The organism is Faecalibacterium sp. IP-3-29, from assembly GCF_023347335.1.
Taxonomy (GTDB): Bacteria; Bacillota; Clostridia; order Oscillospirales; family Ruminococcaceae; genus Faecalibacterium; species Faecalibacterium duncaniae.
This window is the reverse complement of the sequence record NZ_CP094471.1, coordinates 2,213,904-2,240,837: the sequence shown is the minus strand read 5'-3', so window position 1 is coordinate 2,240,837 and position 26,934 is coordinate 2,213,904. Positions and strand designations below refer to the sequence as shown.

The 26,934-nt window shown below is 59.0% G+C and carries 23 protein-coding genes; 17 read left to right on the top strand and 6 right to left on the bottom strand.

The genetic code is table 11. The features are described 5' to 3' along the window. Positions 1-3: 3 nt before the first annotated feature. Genes MTP40_RS10700 through MTP40_RS10690 form a run of 3 tightly spaced genes read left to right on the top strand, consistent with a single transcriptional unit; the run spans position 4 to position 2,567 of the window. A complete protein-coding gene (locus MTP40_RS10700; protein WP_005931359.1) occupies positions 4-1,017 on the top strand; it encodes a branched-chain amino acid ABC transporter permease in 1,014 nt (337 codons plus the stop codon). Then, positions 1,010-1,849, top strand: a complete 840-nt coding sequence (locus MTP40_RS10695) for an ABC transporter ATP-binding protein (RefSeq protein WP_097770421.1) — start codon at positions 1,010-1,012, stop codon at positions 1,847-1,849. The genes MTP40_RS10700 and MTP40_RS10695 overlap by 8 nt, the downstream gene beginning before the upstream one ends. A gap of 4 nt (positions 1,850-1,853) precedes the next feature. Then, positions 1,854-2,567, top strand: a complete 714-nt coding sequence (locus tag MTP40_RS10690) for an ABC transporter ATP-binding protein (protein ID WP_181966830.1) — start codon at positions 1,854-1,856, stop codon at positions 2,565-2,567. A 91-nt stretch (positions 2,568-2,658) separates the two neighbouring features. Here MTP40_RS10690 and MTP40_RS10685 read toward each other — a convergent pair whose 3' ends face one another. From MTP40_RS10685 to MTP40_RS10665, 5 genes are all read right to left on the bottom strand, one after another. Next, the gene (locus MTP40_RS10685; protein ID WP_249259362.1) at positions 2,659-5,928 is read right to left on the bottom strand and encodes an FtsX-like permease family protein; all 3,270 of its coding nucleotides are present in this window, start codon (positions 5,926-5,928) and stop codon (positions 2,659-2,661) included. Positions 5,929-5,933: 5 nt separating this feature from the next. Further along, complete coding sequence (locus MTP40_RS10680) at positions 5,934-6,638, bottom strand: ABC transporter ATP-binding protein (RefSeq protein WP_005931348.1); 705 nt, start codon at positions 6,636-6,638, stop codon at positions 5,934-5,936. A 96-nt stretch (positions 6,639-6,734) separates the two neighbouring features. Beyond that, the gene (locus MTP40_RS10675; protein WP_156065597.1) at positions 6,735-7,319 is read right to left on the bottom strand and encodes a uridine kinase family protein; all 585 of its coding nucleotides are present in this window, start codon (positions 7,317-7,319) and stop codon (positions 6,735-6,737) included. Then, positions 7,316-7,837, bottom strand: a complete 522-nt coding sequence (locus tag MTP40_RS10670) for a GNAT family N-acetyltransferase (RefSeq protein WP_249259361.1) — start codon at positions 7,835-7,837, stop codon at positions 7,316-7,318. The genes MTP40_RS10675 and MTP40_RS10670 overlap by 4 nt, the downstream gene beginning before the upstream one ends. Continuing rightward, positions 7,834-8,403, bottom strand: a complete 570-nt coding sequence (locus MTP40_RS10665; RefSeq protein ID WP_249259360.1) for a hypothetical protein — start codon at positions 8,401-8,403, stop codon at positions 7,834-7,836. Before MTP40_RS10665 ends, MTP40_RS10670 begins: the two co-directional genes overlap by 4 nt. Before the next feature lie 671 nt (positions 8,404-9,074). Between MTP40_RS10665 and MTP40_RS10660 the strand changes: the two genes are divergently transcribed. The 8 genes from MTP40_RS10660 to MTP40_RS10625 all read left to right on the top strand — a co-directional run bounded on the left by MTP40_RS10660 (position 9,075) and on the right by MTP40_RS10625 (position 16,909). Next, positions 9,075-9,653: a DUF3793 family protein gene (locus MTP40_RS10660; protein WP_249259359.1), complete on the top strand. Its 579-nt coding sequence runs from the start codon at positions 9,075-9,077 to the stop codon at positions 9,651-9,653. A 400-nt stretch (positions 9,654-10,053) separates the two neighbouring features. Next, the gene (locus tag MTP40_RS10655; RefSeq protein WP_005931323.1) at positions 10,054-10,269 is read left to right on the top strand and encodes a FeoA family protein; all 216 of its coding nucleotides are present in this window, start codon (positions 10,054-10,056) and stop codon (positions 10,267-10,269) included. 79 nt (positions 10,270-10,348) lie between these two features. Beyond that, positions 10,349-10,570: a FeoA family protein gene (locus tag MTP40_RS10650; protein WP_005931321.1), complete on the top strand. Its 222-nt coding sequence runs from the start codon at positions 10,349-10,351 to the stop codon at positions 10,568-10,570. 25 nt (positions 10,571-10,595) lie between these two features. Further along, positions 10,596-12,785 carry a ferrous iron transport protein B gene (gene feoB / locus MTP40_RS10645; RefSeq protein ID WP_249259358.1) on the top strand — a complete coding sequence of 730 codons (2,190 nt, stop codon included), beginning with the start codon at positions 10,596-10,598 and terminating at the stop codon, positions 12,783-12,785. A gap of 34 nt (positions 12,786-12,819) precedes the next feature. Next, positions 12,820-12,990: a FeoB-associated Cys-rich membrane protein gene (locus tag MTP40_RS10640; protein ID WP_005931317.1), complete on the top strand. Its 171-nt coding sequence runs from the start codon at positions 12,820-12,822 to the stop codon at positions 12,988-12,990. A 123-nt stretch (positions 12,991-13,113) separates the two neighbouring features. Beyond that, positions 13,114-13,512 (top strand): metal-dependent transcriptional regulator, encoded by a 399-nt coding sequence (locus tag MTP40_RS10635; protein ID WP_005931315.1) that lies wholly within the window; start codon positions 13,114-13,116, stop codon positions 13,510-13,512. Then, on the top strand, positions 13,509-15,242 hold the full coding sequence (locus tag MTP40_RS10630; RefSeq protein ID WP_249259357.1) for an ABC transporter ATP-binding protein/permease: 1,734 nt from the start codon (positions 13,509-13,511) through the stop codon (positions 15,240-15,242). The genes MTP40_RS10635 and MTP40_RS10630 overlap by 4 nt, the downstream gene beginning before the upstream one ends. Then, on the top strand, positions 15,239-16,909 hold the full coding sequence (locus MTP40_RS10625) for an amino acid ABC transporter ATP-binding/permease protein (protein ID WP_249259356.1): 1,671 nt from the start codon (positions 15,239-15,241) through the stop codon (positions 16,907-16,909). Before MTP40_RS10630 ends, MTP40_RS10625 begins: the two co-directional genes overlap by 4 nt. Positions 16,910-16,979: 70 nt before the next feature. On the opposite strand, the gene MTP40_RS10620 is transcribed toward MTP40_RS10625, so the two are convergent. Then, entirely contained in the window at positions 16,980-17,825 is an 846-nt protein-coding gene (locus tag MTP40_RS10620; protein WP_097773534.1) for a DegV family protein, read from the bottom strand. A gap of 326 nt (positions 17,826-18,151) precedes the next feature. Between MTP40_RS10620 and murC the strand changes: the two genes are divergently transcribed. The 6 genes from murC (at position 18,152) to MTP40_RS10590 (ending at position 26,871) form a co-directional block, all read left to right on the top strand. Continuing rightward, positions 18,152-19,531 carry a UDP-N-acetylmuramate--L-alanine ligase gene (gene murC / locus MTP40_RS10615; protein WP_035393696.1) on the top strand — a complete coding sequence of 460 codons (1,380 nt, stop codon included), beginning with the start codon at positions 18,152-18,154 and terminating at the stop codon, positions 19,529-19,531. 257 nt (positions 19,532-19,788) lie between these two features. Continuing rightward, positions 19,789-20,586 (top strand): zinc dependent phospholipase C family protein, encoded by a 798-nt coding sequence (locus MTP40_RS10610; RefSeq protein WP_249259355.1) that lies wholly within the window; start codon positions 19,789-19,791, stop codon positions 20,584-20,586. Between the two features lie 5 nt (positions 20,587-20,591). Further along, on the top strand, positions 20,592-21,842 hold the full coding sequence (locus MTP40_RS10605) for an MFS transporter (protein ID WP_249259354.1): 1,251 nt from the start codon (positions 20,592-20,594) through the stop codon (positions 21,840-21,842). A gap of 247 nt (positions 21,843-22,089) precedes the next feature. After that, positions 22,090-24,843 (top strand): insulinase family protein, encoded by a 2,754-nt coding sequence (locus MTP40_RS10600; protein ID WP_249259353.1) that lies wholly within the window; start codon positions 22,090-22,092, stop codon positions 24,841-24,843. A 313-nt stretch (positions 24,844-25,156) separates the two neighbouring features. Continuing rightward, complete coding sequence (locus MTP40_RS10595) at positions 25,157-25,441, top strand: chemotaxis protein (RefSeq protein ID WP_207683932.1); 285 nt, start codon at positions 25,157-25,159, stop codon at positions 25,439-25,441. After that, positions 25,438-26,871 (top strand): phage terminase large subunit, encoded by a 1,434-nt coding sequence (locus MTP40_RS10590; RefSeq protein WP_156058448.1) that lies wholly within the window; start codon positions 25,438-25,440, stop codon positions 26,869-26,871. Before MTP40_RS10595 ends, MTP40_RS10590 begins: the two co-directional genes overlap by 4 nt. Positions 26,872-26,934: the final 63 nt, after the last annotated feature.

The window sequence follows — 26,934 nt, the reverse complement described above, 5'->3', positions numbered from 1 at the left end:
AAGATGAATAAGAACCGTAAAACGATCAAAATGCCCGTGCGCTACCTGATGAACGCGGTGCTGGTGGCTCTGCTGTTCGTGGCGCTTTCCTACCTGACCCGGAATATCCTGTCCACCTACCAGAACAAGGTGCTGATGACGGTGGGCATCAATATCATCCTGGCGGTCTCCCTGAACGTTGCCACCGGCTATCTGGGGCAGCTGCCGCTGGGCCATGCTGGTTTCATGGCTGTGGGTGCCTACACCTGCGCCCTGTTCACCAAGTTCTGCCCGCTGCCGGACGGTGTCTCCTTTGCCATCGGTCTGGTGCTGGCCTGCATCGTGGCTGGTCTGTTCGGTGTGCTCATCGGCATCCCGGCCCTGCGCCTGACCGGCGACTATCTGGCCATCCTGACGCTGGGCTTTGGCGAGATCATCCGCATCACCCTGAACAATATCGACGATGTGCTGGGCTTCAAGCTGTTCTATGGCTCCAAGGGCCTGAAGAACATCCCCAAGTACTCCAACTTCACCAACGTGTTCCTTTGCGTGGTCATCACCTGCTTCCTGATCCACGCTATGATGAAGAGCCGCCACGGTCGTGCCGTATTGGCCATCCGCGACAATGAGATCGCCGCCGAGAGCTGTGGCATCCAGACCACCTACTACAAGGTCATGGCCTTTGCCTTCTCCGCTGCCTTTGCGGGTCTGGCAGGCGGCCTGTATGCCTGCTACATCGGCGTGCTGAACCCCTCCACCTTCGGCTTTATGAAGTCCATCGAGATCCTGGTCATGGTGGTTCTGGGCGGCATGGGCTCCATGCTGGGCTCCATCCTCTCTGCAACGGTCCTGACCATCCTGCCTGAGGCGACCCGCAGCTTCGACAGCTACCGCATGGTCATCTACTCGCTGGTGCTGATCCTGATGATGATCTTCCGCCCGGGCGGACTGCTGGGCAGCTACGATTTCTCCATGAGCCGCCTTGTGGAGCGTGTCCTGTTTGGCAAGAAAAAGAAGGAGGGTGCAGACCATGAGTGAGTTCCAGACCAGACTGAACAGCGTCCCCTCCGGCGGCTTCCTGACGGACCGCGATAAGGACAAAAAGCCCATTCTGGATGTCCGTGAGCTGGGCATCGATTTCGGCGGTCTGACCGCCGTGGATGGCTTCAACCTGATGATCGGCCGCAACGAGATCACCGGCCTGATCGGCCCCAACGGTGCCGGTAAGACCACGGTGTTCAACCTGCTGACCAATGTTTACCAGCCCACCCGCGGCTCCATCCTGATCGATGGAATGCCCACGGCGGGCAAAAAGACCTATCAGGTCAACCGGATGGGCGTGGCCCGCACCTTCCAGAACATCCGTCTGTTCAAGGAAATGAGCGTCATCGACAACATCAAGGTCGGCCTGCATGAGTCCATGAAGTACGATCTTGCTTCTTCGCTGATCCGCCTGCCCAACTACTGGAAAGAGGAAAAGCACTGCACCGAGCGTGCTTTTGAGCTGCTGGACATCTTCCACATGGCAGATATGGCCTATACGCAGGCCGGCAGCCTGCCCTATGGTGCACAGCGCCGTTTGGAGATCATGCGTGCGCTGGCCACAAGCCCCAAGCTGCTGCTGCTGGATGAGCCTGCCGCGGGTATGAACCCCTCGGAGACCGCTGAGCTGACCGAGACCATCCGCCGCATCCGCGATGAGTTCAACATCGCCGTGCTGCTGATCGAGCATGACATGAGCCTGGTCATGGGCATCTGCGAGGGCATCGCGGTGCTGAACTTCGGCCGCATCATCGCCAAGGGCACCCCGGATGAGATCCGCAACAATCCCCAGGTCATCGAGGCCTACCTGGGCAAGAAGGAGGGCTGAACCGATGGCAGAAACGATGCTGAAAGTTGATAACATCAACGTCTATTACGGCAACATCCACGCAGTCAAGGATGTTTCGTTTGAGGTGCACGAGGGCGAGATCGTGACCCTGATCGGTGCCAACGGTGCCGGTAAGTCCACCACCCTGAAAACCATCTCCGGCCTGCTCCACCCCAAAACGGGCGACATCCTGTACAAGGGCAAGAGCATCAAGGGCGTGCGCGCCCATAAGATCGTGGAGGCCGGTCTGGCACAGGTGCCGGAGGGCCGCCATGTGTTCCTGCACATGACCGTGGAGGAAAACCTGGATATGGGTGCCTACACCCAGCCCGCTTCCACCATTGCAGCCAACAAGGAAAAGGTGTTCACCCTCTTCCCACGCCTGAAGGAGCGCCGCAGGCAGCTGGCGGGCACCATGTCCGGCGGCGAGCAGCAGATGCTGGCCATGGGCCGTGCCCTGATGAGCAACGCCTCTATGCTGATGCTGGACGAGCCTTCCATGGGCCTTTCCCCGCTGCTGGTGCAGGAGATCTTTGATATCATCCGCGATATCCACAAGGCAGGCATGACCATCCTGCTGGTGGAGCAGAACGCACAGATGGCCCTTTCCGTGGCCGACCGCGCCTATGTTCTTGAGACAGGCCACGTGGTCATGGATGGCACCGGTGCAGAGCTGCTGACCAATGAGCGCGTCCGCAACGCTTATCTGGGCGGCTGAGACTGCAGCTGGATAGAATGCAAAACAATACGCCCGCCGGGCGGTACGAGAAGTACCACACCCGGCGGGCGTTGTTCTGTCTGTAAGGGAATTATTCCGGCGCTTTCATGCTTTCCACCATGCTGATCTGGCGGACATGGCGGCGCATGAGCAGGCAGACGGCAAAGTTGAAGAGCATGGTGAGCGCCACGCTGAACACAAAGCTGCGGGGGGCAATGGAGCGGATGAACATCATCTGGTCCATTTCCACAGTGCGGATGATGAACTGGTGCAGGGGAATGCCCACCACCAGACCCACCAGGGAGCCGATGAGAGAGAGCAGGTCGATCTCCCGGAAGATGTAGCGGTAGACCTCCTTGTCATAGAAGCCCAGCACCTTGATGGTGGCAAGCTCCTTTTTGCGCTCGCCCAGGTTGACGCTGATGAGGTTGTAGAGCACCACGGCGGCCAATGCGGCAGCGCAGACGATGACCAGCATGACCACATAGTTCAGGCAGCCGATCAGGCCATCGAACATCTGAGTGGTGTCCTCGATGAAGGAGACGGAGCTGACATAGTTGCAGGCCAGAATGGCGGAGGAGAGGGAGGCGCGGGCTGTATCGGTGGGGCAGTCGGTCTGACCGTAAACGGCGTTCCAGGCGGGCAGAGCACCGCCGTTCAGCGTTTTGAGCTGCGCCTGCGAGAGGTACAGCCGGGTAAAGACATAGTTTTCGGTGATGCCGGTCAGGGTCAGGGACCTGCGCCCGCCGTCAGCGGTCTCCACCTCAAAGCTGTCGCCCACGGAAAGCCCCAGCTTTTCAGCGGTCTTTTCGGTCAGGATGACGCTGGAATCGTCAAAGGCAATGGCCTTGTGGCCCTGCCGGGTGCGGAAGGTGAAGTATTCAGTCATCTGGCTTTCGTCATTGGCGGCAACCAGGCTGACGGTCTCCTTTTCCCCCGCATCATTGTAGAGGGTGACGCTCTTGGTGTAATAGCGGCCCCAGCTGGTGATCCCGCTGCTGGAATCCAGCAGATCGGCCAGACCGTTCTCCATGGTCAGCGCCTTTTCGTCGCTCAGGGAGATGGTCAGGTCGGCGTGGGTCAGCTCGGTGGTCTGCTTGGTCAGCATGGGCAGCAGGGAATCCTGGATGCCGAAGCCGATGAGGAGCAGGGCCGTGCAGCCCGCCACACCCAGAACGGTCATAAAGAAGCGCTTTTTATAGCGGAACAGGTTGCGGGCGGTGGTTTTCTGGGAGAAGCTCATCCGCTTCCACAGCGGGGTGAGATATTCAAGGAGGATGCGCTTGCCCGCTACAGGCGCACGGGGCAGCAGCAGGGCGGCGGATTTTTCCTTGAGGCTGGCGCGGCAGGCCTGCAGGGTGGCAAGGCCGATGACCGCCGCGCTGAGGGCCATGCTGCCCAATGCCAGGCCCGGGTAGAAGTGCAGCGTAAAGGTGGGGATGGAGAACATCATGGTGCGGTAGGCGTACCAGAAGATGGTAGGGAACACCACAAAGCCTACGGCAATGCCCACGATGCTGCCCAGAACGCTGGCGGCAATGCCGTACAGTAAGTACTTGCCTGCGATACTGACGTTGGAGTATCCCAGCGCCTTGAGGGTGCCCATCTGCAGGCGGTTCTCGTCCACCATGCGGGTCATGGTGGTGGAAGCCACCAGCGCCGCCACCAGGAAGAAGAACACCGGGAACACCCGGGCAATGGCAGCCATCCGGTCGGCGTACTGTTCCAGCGTGACAATGCTCAGGGTGCTGCCACGGTCCAGCACATACCACTCGCCGTTCTGGATGTCCGCAATCTTCTCTTCCGCATCGTTGATCTGCTGCTGGCCTTCGGCGAGTTTCTGCTCCGCATCGGCCTTCTGGGTCTCATATTCGGTGCGGGAAGCGTCCAGCTGCTCCTGCCCGGACCGGTACTGTGCCCAGCCCTCGTCCAGCTGGGCGCGGGCGGCCTCAAACTGGGTGTAGGCTGTGGCAGTACCGGTGCTCAGCTGGAGCTGGCCCTGCAGCAGCTGTACCTTCATTTTGCGCAGGGCGGCTTTGGCCTCGGTGACAAGGTCTGTGTTGGAGAGGTTGGGCGAGGAGATGAGCCCTTTGGCGTACATCTGCTGCTTGCCGGCATCCAGCTGGGCCTGATAACCGTCCAGCTGGCCCTTGATGTTATCGTAGGCTGCCTGTGCCTTGGCAAGCGCGTCCCGCAGCTCGGTGTATTCCTCGTCCTCGGGCTCGGCCTCATCCAGCGCCTTTTGGGCATTGTTCAGGGCAGTCTCGGCATAGCCCAGCAGGGGGTCAGCCACCTGTTTCAGGTTGACCAGCAGCTGGATCTGCTGAAGCTGATCCTCAAATTCCAATACCTGCTCTTCGCTGCTCACCAGCGTGGCGGCACCGCTCTGCATGGTATCGGGCAGGGCGGCCTTCTGGGCGGCAAGCTCGGCTTCGCCCGCGTCCAGCTGGGCCTTGGCGGCATCCAGCTCCCGCTGCGCGTCGGTCAGCTTCTGCTCGGCTTGTGCAAACTGGCGCTCGGCTTCGGCCTTCTGCTCGCTGTAGGTCTGTTTGGCATCGTCCAGCTGGGTGGTGGCATCCTCAATAAGCTGGGCCCGGCGGGCCACACAGTGCTCCTTGCTGATGGCATCCAGCCGGTCAGCCACAGTATCCACAGCGGTCTGGTATTCATCGCTGTAATTGTCATACTGTGCGGCATCTGCTACCTTGAGATAACAGACGGTATAATAATCTGCGGTCAATTCACCGTCCTGCACGAACACAAGAGCATCCAGAATGCCGTCACCGACGGTGCTGGTCTCCTGGGTGGCAGAAAAATATTGGGGGTCCTGCACCTGGCCCACCACGGTATATTCGGTGCGGCGGATGTCCTCGGTATCCTCGGGCAGGGTGACCACGGTGCCCAGCGGGACAGGGTCAGCGTGGCCCAGCACCTGCACCACACACTCGTTGGCGGTTTCGGGCATCCGGCCCTCCAGCAGGGTCAGGCGGTTCATATTGGCCTCGGTATCCGCAGCCGGGTCAGCGGGAAGCTGCTGCACCCGCAGCACGGCTCCGTCAGTAGAGCTTGACCAGCGGCCCTCGGTGTCCAGATACTTCACGGGCATCACGGCGCTCACGCCCTCCGTGGCGGCAATGGCGGAGAGATCCGATTCCGAAAGGCCCAGCGTGGAGAGCACCCGCAGGTCGAACACATTTTGCTGGACATAGTACTTCTGCCCGGCGGTGCGCATACTGGGGGCAAAGCTGACCAGACCTGTCAGCATCATCACGCCCAGCGCCACGATGCCGAACAGGGAAAGGAACCGGTTCAGATTGCTCCGGAAGTCACGCTGGATATTTTTACGATAGCTTTTCTGCATAGCGGTCACCACTCGATCTGTTCCACCGGCACCGGGTGTTCGTTGACCTTGTTGGACAGGATCTGTCCGCTCTTGACCTGGATGATCCGGTCCGCCATGGCCGTCAGGGCCGTGTTGTGGGTAATGACGATGACGGTGCGCCCTGTTTCGCGGCAGGTGCGCTGGAGCAGGGCCAGCACCTGCTTGCCGGTCTTGTAGTCCAGTGCACCGGTGGGCTCATCGCAGAGCAGGAGCTTGGGGTTCTTGGCCAGCGCCCGGGCAATGGAAACGCGCTGCTGCTCGCCGCCCGAAAGCTGGGCAGGGAAGTTGTTGAGCCGCTCGCCCAGACCCACACTTTCCAGCGTGGCGGCGGGGTCCAGCGGATCACGGCAGATCTCGCTGGCCAGCTCCACATTTTCCAGTGCAGTCAGATTCTGCACCAGATTGTAGAACTGGAACACGAAGCCAACATCATACCGGCGGTAGGTGGTGAGCTCTTTTTCGGAAAAATGGCTCACATCCTGCCCGTCCAGCCAGACATGGCCCTCATCGCAGGTGTCCATGCCGCCCAGAATGTTCAGCAGGGTGGTCTTGCCTGCACCAGAGGGACCCACAATGATGCAAAACTCGCCCTTGTCTACATAAAAATTCAGGTGATCGGCCGCCGCAATGCGGACACTGCCGGTCTGATAATATTTGGAAACATCCTCAAACTGCACAAAATGTTCCATATACTGCTCCTTGCCTTGAAAAATTATTGTTCCATCCTAACTATAACATATTTTGCAGCAGGTTTGCAGGGGCAGAGCGCTGGAATTTGCAAAAAGTTAACAGGTCGTATCAAGGATAAAGTCAACGGTCTGCTCGATCTGGAATTTTGCGAAATACCCCTCTTCCAGCGGGATCCACCGGGCGGTGAAGCCGGAATAGCGTTCTCCCTCCCGCGCCAGCAGACGGCGGGCCTGCTCTTCCTTGGAGCAGGTGACGAAAACCTTCAGATCATAACAGTCCGCAAGGGTGGGGTGGCAGCTGTAACTGCCCTCCACGATGACCAGCGGCTGGGGCGCAAAGCATTGTTCCGGCAGGTAGGCACCCGCCCGGCAGGAGTAGGCACGGTAGGGAATCGCCTGCCCGGCCCGGGCGGGGGTGAGCACCTGGGCACGCAGACGCTCCAAGTCCATGTTGGCGCAAGGGATCTGCTCCCAGTTTGCCACACGGCTGGCTGGGGGAAGATAGAAGTCATCGGTATGCACCGTGATGCTCTGGGGAAACTGCCGGGCCAGCTGTGCCGCCAGCGTGGTTTTGCCGCTGCCGCACCGGCCGTCCAGCGCCACCAGCACCGGGTGATCGGGATGGGCAGAGAGAAAATTGGAGAGTTTTTCCACGAGAGGGGAAAGGGTGGTTGAAATCATAATTCCTTCTTAAACGTCAGATTTTTGTATTCGGTCTGAGAGCCGCTTCGGCGGAAGATTCCATTTTCAGTGGGCGTGAAACCTAGTGCACGCATCACACCGCAGGAACCGGCATTTTCAGCGGCAACATCGGCCAGAACGGTTTTTATACCGTTCTGTGCACCGAACTGCACCAGAGCGTTTACCATTTCTTTGGCATAACCCTTGCGCCAGCAGGTAGGGTGGATGCAGTAACCGATATCCCAGCAGCTGCCGCCATCCTTGACCACAGCACAGCAAGTACCAATTGGCTGGTGGGTGACTTTGTCCTCTGCAATGACATAATAGCAGTCGGTGCTGTCGCTCAGGCTGCGGAGCAATTCCATATATTCGTTCAGGTCATCGATATCGTCCAGCACTGGGTCGGACAAATATTTTCCGGTGATGGGGTCACCCCAGATGCAGAGTGCAAACCCGGCATCCCGAGTTTCCTGCGGGCGCAGGCGAAGCCGGGCGGTTTCAAAAGGTGTGAAAGTCATAGCGTTTTCTCCAAAGGTGATATACAAGAAATACTTTTGTCGATTTGCGAAAATATGAGATCGTATGCGTGGGCAGGGAGAGGATGGCGAGGCATCCAAAAATCAAACAGTGCTTTTAACTCTTTAGAATCTCCATAGAGCTGTTTGACTTGTTCGTAAGCAAATGTATTGGCATCGACTTCGTGCGGCTGACCAAGATATAGGTTGGTAAAATGATCTTCATTGCCATCCAATTTGCAGGAGATGTAATGGCCATTTACCAGCTTATAGCATGTACCATCATAGCCAATGACATATTGAAGGCTTCGGTGTATTTCGGAACCGAAGTGTTCCGGACAGAGATACTGCGATGCGTGACGCAGTTCGTGAAACAGAAAAAATGCTTTCTCATAGTCAGGTTTGGCGTTCAGATGCTCTGCATTGATGAACACAGTTTTGTTTGCAGGGTCAAATGTTCCGCAAGCGGTCTCATAATCAGAGGGCATATCAAAGGATAAGTGCAAATCAAGGGAGCATTCTTTACAATAATCATCAAAGAAGTGCTTGTAATCAAAGATTGATGGCATAGGTTTATATCCAGCCTTTCCTTGACAAAATAAAGGAAATTGACTATACTACAAATAGAAAAGGCGCTGGCCGCAAACGACTAGCCCCTTGCCATATTAGTCAAGAAAAATGACCGCTCTGGGTTGGGGAACTTCGAGGCGGTCATTTTTTCTTGCGTTTTTTATCGCTTGTGGCGATTGTCCATGTAATCTGAAACGTTACAAAAATCGTTCCACCGATCAATGTCAGCAAAACTGCAACATCCGAAAAACTCATGGTCCTCACCCCCTTTCCGCCCTTAGGCATCCGGGGAGCGGGCAACTCTTCAAGAAACCAGCCATTCCCGGCACCTAGGTACCGGCAAGTGGGCTGCCGCCTGCGTTTTGGACACAGCGCCTTCGCCGCCTTTGCGGGCGGCTGACTATACTATACCATGAATTTCGACACGCCGCAACACGCGCAAAAAGTTTGATGCAGAAAACTTGTCAAAACCCCTTGACACCACCCCAGAGCTGTGGTAAGATAATGCCACGTTAGAAATAACTAACCACAAAGCGGTCAGCGGACAAATGGTCTGTGCCGCATTCTTTTAGAGTTTGAGGTTAGAAATATCTAACTGCTGCACCTGCATAGAATGCGGCGCGGCGGGGAACGCTGTTCCTGAAGAAAACGAGAGCGGAGGAAAGCAGCCATGGAGCGTAATTTTGAGACCGTGATGATCGAACAGTGCGCGCCGGTGCTGGCAGGACTGAAACCTGCCGGGCTGTTCCGCTATGAGACCCGGGACTGTGCCGACCTGGCTGCCCGGGTGCACCGCTGGAATGACCAGCTGGGGGAGAAGGGGCTGAAGGTCCGGGTCCTCAAGGGCTGTGCTCAAACCCACCGGTATCTCATTTATGTTTACCGCGAGAGCCGCCTGCGTCAGGTGTTGGCCGATGAGGCGGTGCGGGAGTTCCTGCAACGCGAGGGCTATGCCCTGCCGGAAGATGCTTCCGATTGTGACAGTATGCTGCGGCAGCTGTCCCGGCGGCTGTGCTGCGAGGCCGATTTTCCCCATGAGATCGGCGTGTTTCTTGGTTATCCGCTCACCGATGTGGTGGGCTTTATCGAAAATCAGGGCCGCAACTTCACCTGCTGCGGCTGCTGGAAGGCTTACGGCGACCCTAATGCCGCCGCACGTCATTTTGCCCAGTTGAACAAGTGCACCAGAGTATATCTGCGCCTGTTCCACAAGGGTACCCCCATTTTCCGCCTTGCTGTGGCGGCTTGACAAGTCATTCTCTACCAATACTCTCTTTTTATCCTGGCACCCACCGGAACAAACCACGCTCCGGCGGGAAGAAATCCTCCTTTTGACACGCGGCCGTCCGTTGCATGACTACTGCATCGGGCGGCTGTGTCATTTTATGAATAGAAAAAATGACGGTAAAATGTAAACAATGGCTAACTTTTACTCAGAAATTTGAGTTAGTTGTTGTTGATTGTGATGAAAAAACTGGGATATTTGGGCAGAAAAACTGTTTGTTCATATAAACTAACTTTTAATAATGAAAAAACTGTTGACAACAAAGGTTAGTAAGCGTAAACTATCTATGCTGATAGTTCCGACTGACTAACCCCTCCGGTGCATCAGCAGCCCACAAACAGTATGAAAAAGGGAGTGGAATGTTATGATGCCACTGACAATGGCGAAGGCGGGCGAGACCGTCACCATCAAGAAGATTACCGGCAAAGATGAAGTCCGCCTGCATCTGGCAGAGCTTGGTTTTGTGGTGGACAGCGAAGTGACCGTGGTCAACGAGATCGCAGGTAACCTGATCGTACAGGTCAAGGAAAGCCGCCTGGCACTCGACAGGACGATGGCAAATCGCATTATGATCGGCTGAACAGCGCAGCACGCTGTTTGGGACCTGCTCCGACACTGGAATGGTCTCTGAATAAAGACAAGTAGAGGAGGAAATTTGCATGAAAACTCTGAAGGACGTGAAGGTCGGCGAGACCTGCACCGTGGCACGCCTGCATGGCGAAGGCCCGGTCAAGCGCCGCATCATGGACATGGGCATCACCAAGGGTGTTGAGATCTATGTCCGTAAGGTGGCACCTCTGGGCGACCCCATGGAGCTGACCGTGCGCAACTACGAACTGAGTGTGCGCAAGGCCGACGCTGAAATGATCGAAGTGGTTTGATTCCAAAGAGAGGAAAGGACACGCAATGAGTATTAAAATTGCACTGGCCGGTAACCCGAACTGCGGCAAGACTACCCTGTTCAATAACCTGACCGGCTCCAACCAGTACGTTGGCAACTGGCCCGGCGTTACCGTGGAAAAGAAGGAAGGCAAGCTGAAGGGCGATAAGGATGTCATCATCCAGGACCTGCCCGGTATCTACTCCCTGTCTCCCTACACGCTGGAGGAGGTCGTCTCCCGTACTTACCTGGTCAAGGAGAAGCCCGATGCCATCCTGAACATCATCGATGGCACCAACATTGAGCGCAACCTCTACCTGACCACTCAGCTGATCGAGCTGGGCATCCCCGTTGTTATGGCGGTCAACATGATCGATCTGGTCCGCAAGAACGGCGATAAGATTGACCTGAAGAAGTTGAGCAGCGAGCTGGGCTGCCAGGCAGTTGAGATCAGCGCACTGAAGGGCGAGGGCACCGAGGCTGCTGCCAAGGCTGCGGTTGCCGCTGCCCAGAAGCAGAAGGCCGGTGAGCTGCCCCACGTCTTTACCGGCAGTGTGGAGCATGCCATTGCACACATCGAGGAGTCCATCCAGGGCAAGGTCGATGACCGCTTCCTGCGCTGGTACGCGGTCAAGCTGTTCGAGCGGGATGAGAAGGTCGTGGAAGAGCTGAAGCTCGACAAGGCTCTGGCTGACCACATTGATGAGCACATCAAAGACTGCGAGAAGGAGATGGACGATGATGCGGAGAGCATCATCACCAACCAGCGCTACTCCTACATCAACGGTGTCGTTGACAAGGCCGTCAAGAAAAAGGCCCGTGTGGAGCACCTGACTGCTTCTGACAAGATCGACCAGATCGTGACCAACCGTGTGCTGGCTCTGCCCATCTTTGCGCTGGTCATGTTCCTGATGTACTCCCTGTCCATGGGCACCTCCATTGCAGATGGCGGCTGGGCTATCGGCACCTTTGCGACCGACTGGACCAACGATGTCCTGTTTGGTGAGATCGTGCCGGGCGCGCTGGGCGGTTTCCTGGAGAGCATCGGTGTGGCAGGCTGGCTGTACGGTCTGATCATGGACGGTATCGTTGCCGGTGTCGGCGCGGTGCTGGGCTTCGTTCCCCAGATGCTGGTTCTGTTCTTCCTGCTGTCCATCCTGGAGGATGTGGGCTATATGTCCCGTGTCGCCTTCATCATGGACCGTATCTTCCGCCGTTTCGGCCTGTCTGGCAAGAGTTTCATCCCCGTGCTGGTCGGTACCGGCTGCGGCGTGCCCGGTGTCATGGCTTCCCGTACCATCGAGAACGAGCGTGACCGCCGCATGACCATTATGACCACCTGCTTCATCCCCTGCGGCGCTAAGATGCCCATCATCGGCCTGATCGCAGGTGCAATGTTCGGTGGTTCCTCTGTGGTGGCTGTTTCCGCTTACTTCATCGGCATGGCTGCCATCATTTGCTCCGGTGTTATTCTGAAGAAGACCAAGCTCTTCGCTGGCGACCCCGCACCCTTCGTTATGGAGCTGCCCGCTTACCATGTGCCTGCATGGGGCAACGTTTTCCGTGCCACCTGGGAGCGAGGCTGGTCCTTCATCAAGCGCGCCGGTTCCGTCATTCTGGCAGCTACCGTTGTGCTGTGGTTCCTGCAGGGCTTCGGTTTCGAGAATGGTGCCTTCGGCATGGTCGAGGATCAGGACAACTCCGTCCTGGCCGCTATCGCTACCAAGATCGCCTGGATCTTTGCTCCTCTGGGCTTTGGCAACTGGCGTGCAACCGTTGCTTCCGTCTCTGGTCTGATCGCAAAGGAGAACGTGGTTGGCACCTTCGGTGTTCTGTATCACTTCGGCGGCGAGCTGTCTGAGAACGGTGATGAGATCTGGGCAGCCGTTGCGCAGGATTACACCGCTCTGTCCGCTTACGCCTTTATGATCTTCAACCTGCTGTGCGCTCCCTGCTTCGCTGCTATGGGCGCGATCAAGCGTGAGATGAACAACGGCAAGTGGACTGCCATCGCCATCGGTTATATGTGCGCTCTGGCTTACTGCGCGGCTCTGGTCGTGTACCAGATCGGTGGTCTGATCACCGGTGAGGTTGGCTTCAACTTCTTCACCATCGTGGCAATCGTGATTTTTGCCGCATTCCTGTACCTGATGTTCCGCCCCAACAAGTACGTTGGCGACAACGAGGTCAAGATCGACGTTTCCAAGATCAAGTAAGATCATCTGTCCGGTTTGAAAGGGTGTGTTCTGTATGATGGAATTCCTGGCCACGAACTTTAATCTGCCTACCATCATTGTAGGTGCTATCGTGTTTGGCGGTGTGGGCTGGGCCACATGGCACTCCCACAAGCATGGCGGCTGTGGGGGCTGCGGCGAAGGCGGCTGCAATGGCAATTGCGGCGGCTGCAGCGGCTGTCACTGATCGGTAAAAACCGCTGGGCGCGGGTCGAACATCCAATCGGCCCGCGCCCTTTTTTAGAATGAAAAAAGTTAGCTTTGGATAACACTGGAAGCAGCTTACATTATTATAGAAGAGAGTGATACTATGGAACTGACAGCAGCCCATCTGCGGTATCTTCTGGCCATCTATGAGGTCTCCCAGACGCATCTGGATATCTGCTCCCGCAGCATTGCCGAAAAGCTGAACGTGACCAAGCCCAGCGTGGTGCGCATTATGAACCTGCTGATGGATCGGGGAATGATCGTGAAGGAACACTACGGCAAGATCTATCTGACCGATCGGGGCATCTTTGTGGCAAAGGCGGTCAGGGCTCAACTGGAAACGGTGCTGACGCATTTTCCGCCTGTGCGCATCGACATGACCGAGGAGGAACGCTATAATGCCGCTTTGGCCCTGACTTCGGCCCTGCCCGAACGGGCTTTTACCGGCGAATATGACCGCCTGTTCGGCCCGGATGAATCTGAAAAGGAGAATGCTTCGTGATCAACAAAAAACTGCTTTCCTTCGATCGGAAGGCCCTGCGCTATGTGGGGCTGAACGTGCTGTTCCAGTGGCTGGGGATGCTGTGCAATGTGGTGCTGGTGATGACGGTATCCCGCCTCATCGGCGGCGTGTTTGCGGGCAGCCTGACCGGCAATGCCCTCTGGCAGGGGATGCTGCTCTGCCTGCTGACTGTGCCGGTGCGCTATGGCCTGACCCTTTGCGCCTCCGATATGAGCGACCGGGCTTCCAAGGATGTCAAGCGCACCCTGCGCAGCAGCATCTATGCAAAGCTCACCCGGCTGGGGGCCGGTTACAGCGAGACGGTGGCCACCAGTGAAGCCGTGATGCTGGCCAGCGAGGGTGTGGAACAGATCGACACCTACTTTGCAAAGTATCTGCCCCAGCTGTTTTACAGCCTGCTGGCCCCGGTGACCCTGTTTGTGCTGCTGGTGGGCGTGCACGCGCGCTCGGCCATTCTTCTGCTGTGCTGTGTGCCGCTCATCCCCCTGTCCATTGTGGCGGTGCAGAAGTTCGCCAAGAAGCTGCTGGCGAACTACTGGGGCGAGTACACCACCCTGGGTGACAGCTTTCTGGAGAATATCCAGGGCCTGACCACCCTGAAGATCTATCAGGCAGACGGCTGGAAGCACGAGGAGATGAATGCCCAGGCCGAGCGGTTCCGCAAGATCACGATGAAGGTGCTGACCATGCAGCTGAACAGCGTGACCCTGATGGACCTGATGGCCTACGGCGGTGCCGGTCTGGGCATCATCAGCGCGGCATCGGCCTTTGCCAAGGGCCAGCTCAGCCTGACCAGCGCCCTGACCATCCTCCTGCTGGCGGCGGATTTCTTCCTGCCCCTGCGCCTGCTGGGCAGCTACTTCCACATTGCCATGAATGGTGCGGCTTCGGCTGAGAAGATCTTCAGGCTGCTCTCTGCCCAGGAGCCTGAAGATGGCGAAAAGACCGCCGACCCGGCCGACAGCACCCTTGCGCTGGAGCATGTCACTTTTGGTTACGAGAAGGAGCGCACCATCCTGCACGATGTGTCCCTGACCATCCCGCAGGGCAGCTTTGTCTCGCTGGTGGGAGAATCCGGCTGCGGCAAGAGCACCATAGCGGCCATCCTGTCCGGTGCCCGCACCGCGACGGAGGGAGAGGTCACGCTGGGCGGTATCCCGGTCAGCGAATGGAAGCAGGCCGACCGCCTGCGCCTGCTGACACTGGTGCCCCACAATGCGGCCATCTTCAAGGGCACGGTGGAAGCCAACCTCCGGATGGCCCGGCCCGATGCAGCCGAAGCCGAGCTCTGGGCGGCCCTGGAGCAGGTGAACCTTGCAGACTTCTGCCGCAGCCAGAGCGGCCTTGCAACGGCGCTTCACGAGGGCGGTTCCAACCTGTCCGGCGGGCAGCGCCAGCGCCTTGCCATGGCCCGTGCCCTGCTGCATGATTCACCCATCTATGTGTTCGACGAGGCGACCTCCAATGTGGATGCCGAGAGCGAAAACGATATCATGAAAGCCATCCACAGCCTGGCGGGAAAGAAAACAGTGATCCTGATCTCCCACCGTCTGGCCAATGTGGTGGACAGCGACTGCATCTATGTGCTGGAGGCAGGCCGAATCGCCGAGCAGGGAACGCACAACGACCTGCTGGCAGCACATGGGGTGTACAGCCGCCTGTACAACACCCAGAAACAGCTGGAAGACCTTGGGGAGGTGAGCGCATGAACAACACAAAACACCGCAGTCCGTTTGCCATTGCCGCACGGCTGATCGTGCTGGTCCGGCCCATGCTGCCCATCATGCTGGCAGCCATTGTCATGGGGGTCATCGGCCACTTCTGCGCCACCTTTATCACGGTCTTCGGCGGCTTTGCCCTGCTCACGGCGGCAGGCCTGCCCAGCCCGCTGGCAGGCGTGGGCACGGCCTTTGTCTGTATCCTTGTCTTTGCCCTGCTGCGCGGCGTGCTGCGCTACGCAGAGCAGGCCTCCAACCACTATATCGCCTTCAAGCTGCTGGCCCTCATCCGGGATAAGGTGTTCGGCGCGCTCCGCCGCCTGACCCCCGCCAAGCTGGAGGGCCGTGACCGGGGCGACCTGATCTCCCTGATCACCGCCGACATCGAGCAGCTGGAGGTGTTCTATGCCCACACCATTTCGCCGGTCTGCATCGCGATCCTCTGTGTGACCGGCATGACCTGCTTTACGGCCAGTTATCATATTCTGCCCGCACTGGTGCTGCTGGCAGGCTATCTGCTGGTGGGCATTGCTCTGCCGGTGTGGTCTGCCAGACGGGGCGACAAAGCCGCCCGCGAGTACCGGCAGGCTCTGGCCGACACCAACAGCTATCTGCTGGAAAGCCTGCGCGGCCTGCGGGATATCCTGCAGTACCAGAACACCGCCGCGCGTGCCGAGGGCATCACGGCCCACAGCGAGACGCTGGGGGAGAAGCAGAAGGCCATGAAGTACCGCGAGGGCGTGACTGTGGGTGCCGCCAACACCCTCATCGTGCTGACGGCGCTGGCTGTGCTGGGGGTGAGCATCCGGCTGTATCAGAACGGCCAGCTGGGTGCGGAGGGAGTGCTGGTCTGCACCCTGTCGGCCCTGAGCTCCTTTGGCCCGGTGGTGGCGCTGGCCAACCTCGGTGCCAGCCTGACCCAGGTGTTCGCCAGTGCCGACCGTGTCCTTGACCTGCTGGACGAGGACCCCGTGACTGCCGATGTGACCGATGGCGTGGATACCGTCTTTACCGGTGCACAGGCTGAGCATGTCAGCTTTGCCTACGCCAAGGAAGAGGTGCTCCACGACCTGAGCCTGACCATTCCGGAAAAGAAGATCGTGGGCATCACGGGCCGTTCCGGCAGCGGCAAATCCACCTTCCTGCGGCTGCTCATGCGCTTCTGGGATGTGAGCAGCGGCACCATCCGGTTTGGTGAACGTGACATCCGCGCCGTGAACACTGCCGCCCTGCGCGCCCAGGAAAGTCTTGTGACCCAGGAAACGGAGCTGTTTGACGATACCATAGAAAACAACATCCGGATCGCCCGGCGCGATGCCACCCGTGCCGAGGTGGAGGCTGCCTGCAGAAAGGCCGCGCTGGATGGCTTTATCAACAGCCTGCCCAAGGGATATGATACCCCTGTGGGCGAGCTGGGCGGTGCACTCTCCGGCGGTGAGCGCCAGCGCATCGGTGTGGCCCGTGCCTTCCTGCACGATGCACCCTTTCTCCTGCTGGACGAGCCTACCTCCAATCTGGACAGCCTGAACGAAGGGATCATCCTCAAGGCCGTGCGGGATGAGTGCAGGGAAAAGACTGTCCTGCTGGTCTCCCATCGCAGATCCACCATGGCCGTGGCCGACCTGAGCTTCTCGGTAGAGAGCGGACGGCTGAGCTGAGAAAACCGGATATCAAGCAAAAAAGACGCGCTCTGTGATGAGCGCGTCTTTTTTGTGTGCAGGGAGAAATTTACTGCTTGCGTGCAAACACGATGCCGATGGTACCGGGGCCGGAATAGCCGCCGATAGTGGTGCCGATGTCGGTCTCGTAGACATTCTCAAAATTGCCGTACTGCCGCAGTCCGGCCTTGATGGCCTCCATGCAGCCGGGCTTCGCCTGGGTGGAAGAGATGAACACCATGCTGCGGTCGATGTCCTCCCGGTTCGCCAGCTGATCGGTGATATACTTGCCCACGCAGATGGGTAGGCTGCCCCGGTATTTCCGCACGACTTTCAGTTCACCATCGATGACGGCCAGGCTGGGCTTGATGCCCAGAATGTTGGCCCCGAAGGCCAGCACGCCGGAGCAGCGGCCGCTTTTGGCCATGTAGTCCAGCTGGTTGAGCACAAAGCTTAACTCGACCCGCTTGGCAAGGCCCTGTAAGCGCATGGAAATGTTCTTGGGCGGCAGGCCGTCAGCGGCCCATTTGGCTGCCTGCAGGACGAGATAGCCCTGCCCGGTGCAGATATTCTCGCTGTCCACAACATAGACGTTGCCGAACTCCTGCGCCGCCAGCCGGGCATTCTGGAAGCAGGAGGAGAATTTGGAGCCGACATTGATGTGGATGACGGCATCGTAGTCTTTGGCAAAGGGGGCGAGGAAGTCGGTGTACTCCACCAGATTGGGGGCGGCGGATTTGGGCATCTTGCCGCCGTTCTGGGCATGGGCGAATACATCGGCGGGGTGGATGGTAACGCCGTCCAGATAGCTTTCCTCCCCCATGAGGATGTGCATGGGGATCAGGCTGATGTTCCACTGCCGGAGCAGCGCTTCGGACAGATCGCAGGTGCTGTCCGCAGTGATCTTGATGTTCAAAATGAGATTCCTCTTTTCCAGCCGCGCGTCCGGCGGCAGCGTGATAGTTCAAAATTTGCATCTATCATACCACAAATACTTCAAAATTGTTAGCTATCAAGCCAATAAAAAATGTAAATCTTTTATGAAGTGTGCAAAAGGGGCGAAAATCCATGGGCTATCTGTACAGTTGTCACAAAAATGTGCCGGAGTTTCTGGTTCTTTCCGAAAATTCGCTCGGAACTGTTTATTTTGTCGGCCAAAAATTATATAATAAGTAGTACCCAAGAATTAAGATGGATTCGGTCTGCCTTGCGGCCGTTTGTTTATTGGAGGTTTGCCTGCTTATGTTCGTTACTGATTATACCATGCATCTGCTGGATCATGTAAAAAAGATCCACTTCATCGGCTGCGGCGGCAGCGGCATGTATCCGCTGATCCAGATCCTCACTGCCAAGGGATATGATATCTCCGGCAGCGATGTGCTGGACGGCAGCATCATCCGCTCGGAGCGGGAGATGGGCGTGAAGGTCAGCCTGGGTCATGCTGCGGACAACGTGATCGGCTCTGACCTGGTGGTCTACTCTGCCGCCATTGCCAAGGACAACGTGGAGCTGAACGCTGCCGCTTCCTATGGCATCCCCACTGTGGAGCGCAGTGTTCTGCTGGGCTATGTGAGCCGCCTGTACAAGGACAGCATCTGCGTTTCCGGCACCCACGGCAAGACCACCACGACTTCCATGATCACCACCGCACTGGAGCTGGCAGGCCGTGATCCCTCTGCAGTCATCGGCGGCAAGCTGCCCCTCATCGGCGGCTACGGCAAGGCCGGCAAGGGCGATGATATCGTCATCGAGGCCTGCGAGTTCTCCGAGACCTTCCTCAAGCTGACCCCTTATATGTCCGTGGTGCTGAACATCGATAACGACCATCTGGACTATTACGGCAGCATGGGCGAGCTGAAGTTTGCCTTCAAGCGCTTTGCCCTGATGACCCATTTTATGATCTTTGCCAATGCGGATGATAAGAACACCATGGATGTCATGTACACCCTGGACCGCCGCGTGCGCACCTTTGCCATTGACAATGCGGCCGACTACCGTGCTGTCAACGTGCAGGAGTACAAGCCCGGCTTCTTTGAATTTGATCTGAAGGAGTGGGATACCAATGAGCTGGGCCACATCCGTCTGGCAGTGCCGGGCCGCCACAACATTTACAATGCACTGGCCATGTGTGCTGTCTGCCGCTCTGTGGGCCTGACCGTGGAGGAGTGCGCCAACGCTGCCCTGAACTTCAAGGGGGCAGGCCGCCGTTTTGAGGTCTACGGCGAGTGCAACGGCGCGGTGGTCGTGGACGACTACGCCCACCATCCCACCGAGATTCGCGCGACCCTGAACACCGCCAAGGAGCTGGGCTACAATCGTGTCATCGCAGTCCATCAGCCGTTTACATACAGCCGGACCAAGATGCTGTTCAACGACTTTGTGGATGTGTTCAAGATCCCTGATATCACGGTGATCACCCCCATCATGGGCAGCCGCGAGCCCAACGACCCCACCATTACCAGCGCAAAGCTGGCGGCGCAGATTCCCAACTCTGTGCTGGTGGACAGCCTGGAGGCTGCCGCTGACTGGGTCAAGCAGAACGCCCGGGAGGGAGATCTGGTCATCACTCTGGGCTGCGGCGATATCTATAAGGCCAGCAAGATGATGGTGAAAAAAGACTGATCGTTTGGAATAGCTGAAAGCCGCCGGGTCAAAAACGCCCGGCGGCTTTTGGCTGCCGGACGTTTCACAGACCGAACTGGTCTGCAATACCACCCTGCGAAAGCGCCCTGCCGGGAGACCGGCGGGGCGTTTTTGCGCTATGGGATGGGCGTGATGAAAAATATCTCAAAAATTTTACACAAATCAGACCCGGAAGGGTGGCGGCGGGGGTGGGATTCTGCTATACTGATTCTGGTACGAAAAGGAGGAGAGAGGATATGCCATCTACATATGCACACCGCCGCTTTGGCGCGGATGTTCTGGTGCAGCTGCCCAGGGAGTTGCGGGAAAAGGTCACCCCGTACCGGCCGCTGTATGATATGGGCCTGCACGGGCCTGACCTGATGTTCTACTACCGGGCATTGCAGTCCAACCCTGTGAACCGGCTGGGCAACGCCATGCACGAGCAGCCGGGCCGGGTGTTCTTTACCCGGGCCCGGGACGTGGTGAACACGGCCCGCAACAAGAATGCTGCGTTGGCCTATGCGCTGGGGTTCGTCTGCCACTTTGCACTGGACAGCACCTGCCACCCCTATGTGGAGCGCTACACCCGGGAAAGCGGTGTGAGCCACTGCGAGATCGAGACGGAGTTTGACAACCAGCTGATGCGGGAGGACGGGCTTGACCCGATGCACTTTTTCACGGCGGGGCATATCCGCCCCAACCGGGAGTTTGCAAAGATCATTGCGCCGTTCTACGAAAATGTCACGGCAGACGAGACCTACGGAGCCATGCGGGGCATGGTGCGGGTGCACCATCTGCTGCAGGCTACCAGCCCGGTCAAGCGCTGGGTGGTGTTGACGGCCCTGAAAGCGGCAGGTACCTATGATGTCATGCACGGGCTGGTGGCGAACCTCCAGCCCAATCCCCGGTGCGAGGCCAGCGACAAAGAGCTGGAAGCGCTGTATCAGCAGGCCCTCCCGCTGGCAGTGCGGCTCATCACGGAATATGTGGAAGGGCTCTCCAACGGCGCACCGCTGGACAAGGCCTATGACCACACCTTCGGAGAATTTTGAGAGGAATGAAAATGGACGAAGCAAAGCAAAAATTTCGCCTGACCAGCCTGGAACGGGCGTGGATCTTATACGATGTGGGCAACTCGGCGTTTGTGCTGCTGGTGGCAACGCTGATCCCCATCTTCTTCAACGCACTGGCTGAGGGGGGCGGCCTGAGCTCGGTGGAGTATCTGGCCTACTGGGGCTATGCAGCCTCGGCGGTCACAGTCATCACGGCGGTGCTCAGCCCGATCCTTGGCACACTGGCCGATACCCGCAACTTCAAAAAGCCCATCTTCACCTTCTGCGTGGCAGTGGGCGTGATCGGCTGCTGCGCCATGGGGATGGCAAGTACCTGGCTGCCGTTCCTGCTCATCTTCATCTTTGCCAAGGTGGGTTTTTCGGGCAGTCTGGTGTTCTATGACTCCATGCTCAGCGATGTGACTGTGCCGGACCGGATGGATGAGGTCTCCTCCAAAGGCTATGCCTGGGGTTACATTGGCAGCTGTGTGCCCTTTGTGGTCTGTCTGGCGCTGGTGCTGGGGGCCGGGAGCATCGGCATCTCCCAGATGACAGCGCTGAACCTTGCTCTCTTTATCACCGCCGTCTGGTGGCTGGTGACCACCCTGCCCCTGCTGCGCCAGTATAAGCAGGTGCACTTTGTGGAGGTGCAGGAACATGCCATCCGGCAGAGCTTTGCCCGCATCGGCCACACCCTCCGCCACCTGAAAGAGGACAGGCAGGTGTTCTGGTTCCTGCTGGCCTTTTTCTGCTACATCGATGGTGTGTACACCATCATCGATATGGCCACGGCCTACGGCACGGCCCTGGGGCTGGACACCACCGGCCTGCTGCTGGCGCTGCTGGTTACCCAAATCGTGGCCTTCCCCTCGGCACTGGTGTTCGGGCGGCTGAGCGGGCAATACCCCTCGGGCACCCTCATCCCGGTCTGCATCGCAGCCTACGCGGGCATTGCGCTGTTTGCCTTTTTCCTGAAGCACCAGTGGCAGTTCTGGGTGCTGGCCGTTGTGGTGGGCATGTTCCAGGGCGGCATCCAGGCGCTGAGCCGGAGCCATTTTGCCAAGATCATCCCGCCGGAAAAATCGGGCGAGTACTTCGGCCTGTTCGATATCTGCGGCAAGGGCGCATCCTTTCTGGGCACCATGATCGTCAGTGTGGGCAGCCAGCTGACCGGCAGCGCCAATGTGGGCGTGGGCAGCCTGATCGTGCTGTTCGTTGTGGGATTCGTGCTGTTCCGGGTGTCGGATCAAAAGTGAATTTAACCCCCCAGTCACCTGCGGTGACAGCCCCCCTAGTAGTGGGGCCCTTGGCATAACGTAAAGCATCATCTCTTTGCCAAGGCCGCCCCTACCAGGGGCGGTGGCATCCCGCAGGGATGACGGTGGGGTTTAACCGCAAGAGCCTTCCCTTTGGGAGGGCTTTTTTGTTCGTTGCGTCTTACCGGAAGGCGTGGTACAATAGGGCCAAACACTTTGAAAAAATATGACCCAAAGGAGAAACAACATGAACTATCCCGGTTATACGCTGGTGCGCCGCGAGGACTGCCCGGAGCAGCACGGTGTGCTGACGGTTCTGAACCACGATGTGAGCGGGGCCACTGTCCTGCTGGTGGAGAACGAGGACACCAACAAGGCGTTCGGCATCGGTTTCGGCACCTTCCCCTCCGACGACACCGGTGTGTTCCACATTCTGGAGCACTCGGTGCTGGCGGGCAGCGAGAAGTACCCCGTGACCTCGCCTTTTTTGCAGCTGCTCAAGAGCAGTATGGCCTCCTTCCTGAACGCCATGACCTTCCCGGACAAGACCGTGTATCCCTTTGCCACCCCCAACGAGACCGACTTCAGGAACCTGATGGACGTGTACCTGAACGCCGTGTTCTGCCCGCTGGCCATGGTGGACAAGGCCGTGTTCGAGCAGGAGGGCTGGCACCGGGACGCGGACGGCACGGTGAGCGGTGTGGTCTACAATGAGATGCAGGGTGCGCTGGCCTCCCCGGACGCGCAGCTGCAGAACGCGCTGGAGCGGGCCATGTTCCCGGATACGGCCTACGGCTTTGTGTCCGGCGGCGACCCGGCCTCCATCCCGGCCCTGACCTATGAAAAATACCAGCGGGTGTACCGCCGCCATTACAGCGCCGACAACTGCTGCATCACCCTGTACGGCAAGATGGATATGGCCGAGAAGCTGGCGTTTCTGGATGAGCACTATCTGAGCAGGATGCCCAAGGGAACCAGCCGCCCCCGGCTGACGGTGCAGGATCAGCAGAACGGTGTGCGTGTGCACATCCCGTACTACACCGAAAACCCCGAGCCGGATCAGGTGCAGTGTGCGCTGGCCTGGTACACCGGCGCGTTTGCTGACCGGGAGCGCCAGCTGGGCGTGGAGATCCTGCTGGATGCCCTGCTGGGTACCAACCAGTCCCCGCTGAAGGCAGCTCTGCTGGAGCAGAAGCTGGGGGCGGATATTGACATTGGCTTTGACGACAGCACCCTGCAGCCCACGCTGGAGCTGGTGCTGCGGGGGGCCACCGCAGAGACTGCCCCCAAATTTGCAGCTGGCGTGAAACAGGCTGTGACCGATCTGCTGGCAGGGGGCATCCCCGAGGAGCTGCTGCTGGCCAGCCTGAACGCCATGGAGTTTGCCTCCCTGGAGCGCCCGGGCAGCCTGCCCGACGGTGTGCTGGATGCCATCTATGCCGCCACCGGCTGGCTCCACACCGGCGACCCGGCCCTGCTGCTCCACACCGACAAGCTGTTTGCTTCCCTGCGGGAGAAGCTCTCCACCGGCTGGTTCAACGACCTGCTGAAGGATCTGCTGCTGGCCGAGCCGGTGCAGGTGATCCAGACCCCGGCCCTGCCCAAGAAGGACGAAGAGGATGCTGCCCCTGCCCGCAACGACGGCAAGCTGGTGCTGGACCATCCGCTGACCGTGGCCGACCTGGGCGACGGTGACAGGAGCGCTGCCGGTACGGTGGAACCGCTGGCCGGTGCGGAGCTGCTGCACCACCCCTCCAAAGGCAGCCTGTATCTGAATTTCTACTACGACCTGGGCGAGTGCACCCCGGAAGAGGTGCAGTATCTTGACCTGCTGACCGATATTCTGGACGAGCTGGATACCCCCGAGCACACTGCCCGGGAGCTGCAGACCCAGCGCGCCACCTGGCTGGGCAACAGCATGGCCTGCATCAGCTTCTGGACCGGGCGGCAGGAGGGCAACCCCTGCCACGCAAAGCTTACCTGGAACATGAGCCTGCTGGAGCGGAATCTGGACAAGGCCATTGCGCTGGGCAGTGAGTACCTCTATAAGACCTGCCTGACCGGCCCCAAGGCCGAGGAAGCCTTTGCCCGGGTGCTGAGCCAGCAGAAGCTGAACATGGAGCAGCAGTTCATCCGGCAGGGCAACCAGTACGCTGCCGTGCGTGCCGCCGCCCACTACTCAGTGGAGTATGCCCTGAGTGAGCGGTGCAGCGGCGTGACCGGATACCACTTCCTGTGTAACCTGCTGGAACGGGCCGACTGGGCCGCCATGGGCAAAAAGCTGGAGGCGGTGCGGGAAAAGGTGCTGAACCATGCAGCCCTGACCGTCAGCCTGCATGGCAGCGAGGAAGCGCTGGAAAAGCTGCGTGCCCTGCTGCCCGGCAGTGCCTTTGCTGCCCAGGGCCGCACCGCTGCCAAGCCCTACACAGAGGTGCTGACGGCCCCCGTGAACGAGGCATTTATCATTGACGGCGGAGTGAACTATGATATCCTGACCTGGCCCATGGAGCGGCAGGCCGACCGCCGGGTGCTGGCCCGCATTATGAGCTACGAATACCTGTGGCACAACATCCGTGAGGTGGGCGGCGCTTACGGCACCGGAATGCTGACCCGTGCCCAGACCGAGGGACTGTACACCTACCGTGACCCCCACCTGACCGAGAGCTACGAGACCTTTGCCAAGGCCCCCGAGGTGCTGGCAGGCCGGGAGTACACCGAAAAAGACCTGACCGAGTTCATCGTGGGTGCGGTGTCCGAGATGGATTCGCCCAAAAAGCCCAACGCTGAGGCCAAGGAGCTGGACCGCCGGTACTTCTGCGGCATCACCGATGTCATGCTGGCCGCGGACCGCAAGGCCATGTGCAGCGTGACAGCTGAAACGATCCGGGCAGAGGCCGCAGACCTTGCAGACCGGATGGCAAACGCCACCCGTGTAGCCTTTGGCAGCAAGGACGCTGTGGAAGCAGGCAAGCAGCTGTTTGACCGCATCGAGACCCTGTAAGCAGAACCGAAACTGAATCTGTAACGAAAGCAGGCACTCTGCCTTTGCCCCGGACGGGGCGGGCGGAGTGCCTGCTTTTTTGCGCAAAAGGCGCTTCACGCACCTGATGTGTCTGCGCGTGAAAAATCCGGAAGAAAAACGGAGATTTCTGCACGGCGCGATACAGCGATGAAAAATGAGAAGTTATTTTATACGGATTGGATTCTATGACGCTAAAAGTACAAAACGGCCCTGAGAAAGTGCGCGCTGTTGCAGGGGACGAAAAGCTGGTATCCTTGTGCCAAGCCAAACAGAAAGGATGTGAGAACACAGGATGGCGCAAGCAAAACAGCCGGGCAGGGACAAGAGCCTTGCCAGCCTGCACAAGGCCACCGACACCCTGAGCACCATGCTGGCGCAGGAGGTCAAGGAACTGAACGCCCGGCAGAAGGTCCAGCGTGCCGATGGCTCCGACCCCGCCCTGATGAAGGGACTCAAGGAGGCCACGGCGGTGCTGAAGGATCTGGCCGCGGTGGCCAAGACCCTGAACGATCAGGGTGCGGATGCCGAGGCCCGGGCGTGCGGTGTGGTGCTTCTGCCAGCCGTGGAGGACGTATGAATGCAGAGATCGTATGGCGGCCCCAGCCCCGGCAGGCGGAGTTCATGCGCCGCCCGGAACCAGAAGCCCTGTACGGGGGCGCGGCAGGCGGCGGCAAGAGTGACGCGCTGGTGATCGAGGCCCTGCGGCAGGTGCACATCCCCCACTATCGGGGGCTCATCCTGCGCAAGACCTACCCCCAGCTCAGTGATCTGGTGGACAAGAGCATGGCTTACTACAAGCGGGCTTTTCCTACGGCGCAGTACAACGCCACCAGCCATGTGTGGGTGTTCCCCAGCGGGGCAAAGATCTACTTTGGTTCCATGCAGTACACCAAGGACCGCACAAATTATCAGGGCAAGGCCTTCGACTTCATCGGGTTCGATGAGCTGACCCATTTCGAGTGGGAAGAGTACAGCTATATGATGAGCCGCAACCGCCCTACCGGCCCGGGCACCCGGGTCTACCTGCGGGCCACCACCAATCCCGGCGGTGTGGGGCACGGCTGGGTGAAAGCCCGGTTCATCACGCCTGCCCCGCCCGGCACCCCCATTGTGGAACAGTTCCCGGTGCGGATGCCGGACGGAACCGAGAAGGTGCTGGAGCGGGCAAGGGTGTTTATCCCGTCCAGCGTGTTCGACAACCCCGCCCTGCTGGAAAATGACCCGGACTACCTTGCCAGTCTGGCAAGCCTGCCCGAAGCGGAAAAGCAGGCCCTGCTCTATGGCAGCTGGGACAGCTTTTCGGGGCAGGTGTTCACCGAGTGGCGGAACGACCCGGGGCATTATCAGGACCAGCGCTGGACCCATGTCATTGCGCCCTTTGCCATCCCCAGACACTGGAAGATCTACCGGGGGTACGATTTCGGTTTCTCGAAGCCGTTCTCAGTGGGGTGGTACGCGGCGGATGAGGAGGGCAGGCTTTACCGCATCAAGGAGCTGTACGGCTGTACGGGCCGCCCCAACGAGGGCCTGCGCATTGATCCGGTGGAACAGGCAAGGCGGATCCGGGAGGCAGAGCAGAACGACCCGATGCTCAAGGGCCGCACCATTCTGGGGGTGGCTGACCCCGCTATCTTTGATGAGAGCCGGGGCGAGAGCATTGCCGCCATGATGGAGCGGGGCCCCCATTTTCTCCACTGGGTCCCCGGTGACCACACCCGCCTGGCGGGGAAGATGCAGTTCCACTACCGGCTGGCGTTCGATGGGGAGGGGCGGCCCATGTTTCAGGTGTTCAGCACCTGCAGGCACTTCATCCGCACCCTCCCGAACCTGGTCTATGACGAGAGCAATGTGGAGGACATCGACACCCGGCAGGAGGATCACATTTACGACGAGTGCCGGTATGTGCTGATGGAAAATCCCATCTCCCCGCCCCGGCAGACCGTGCAGCCTCCGGTGGGGGATGACCCGCTGGAGCTGCACCGGAGGGCGAGATTTTACAGGGTATAGGCGGCTCACCCTCTCCGTCAGCGCTGGCGCGCTGCCACCTCTCCCGAAGGGCGAGGCCTTGGC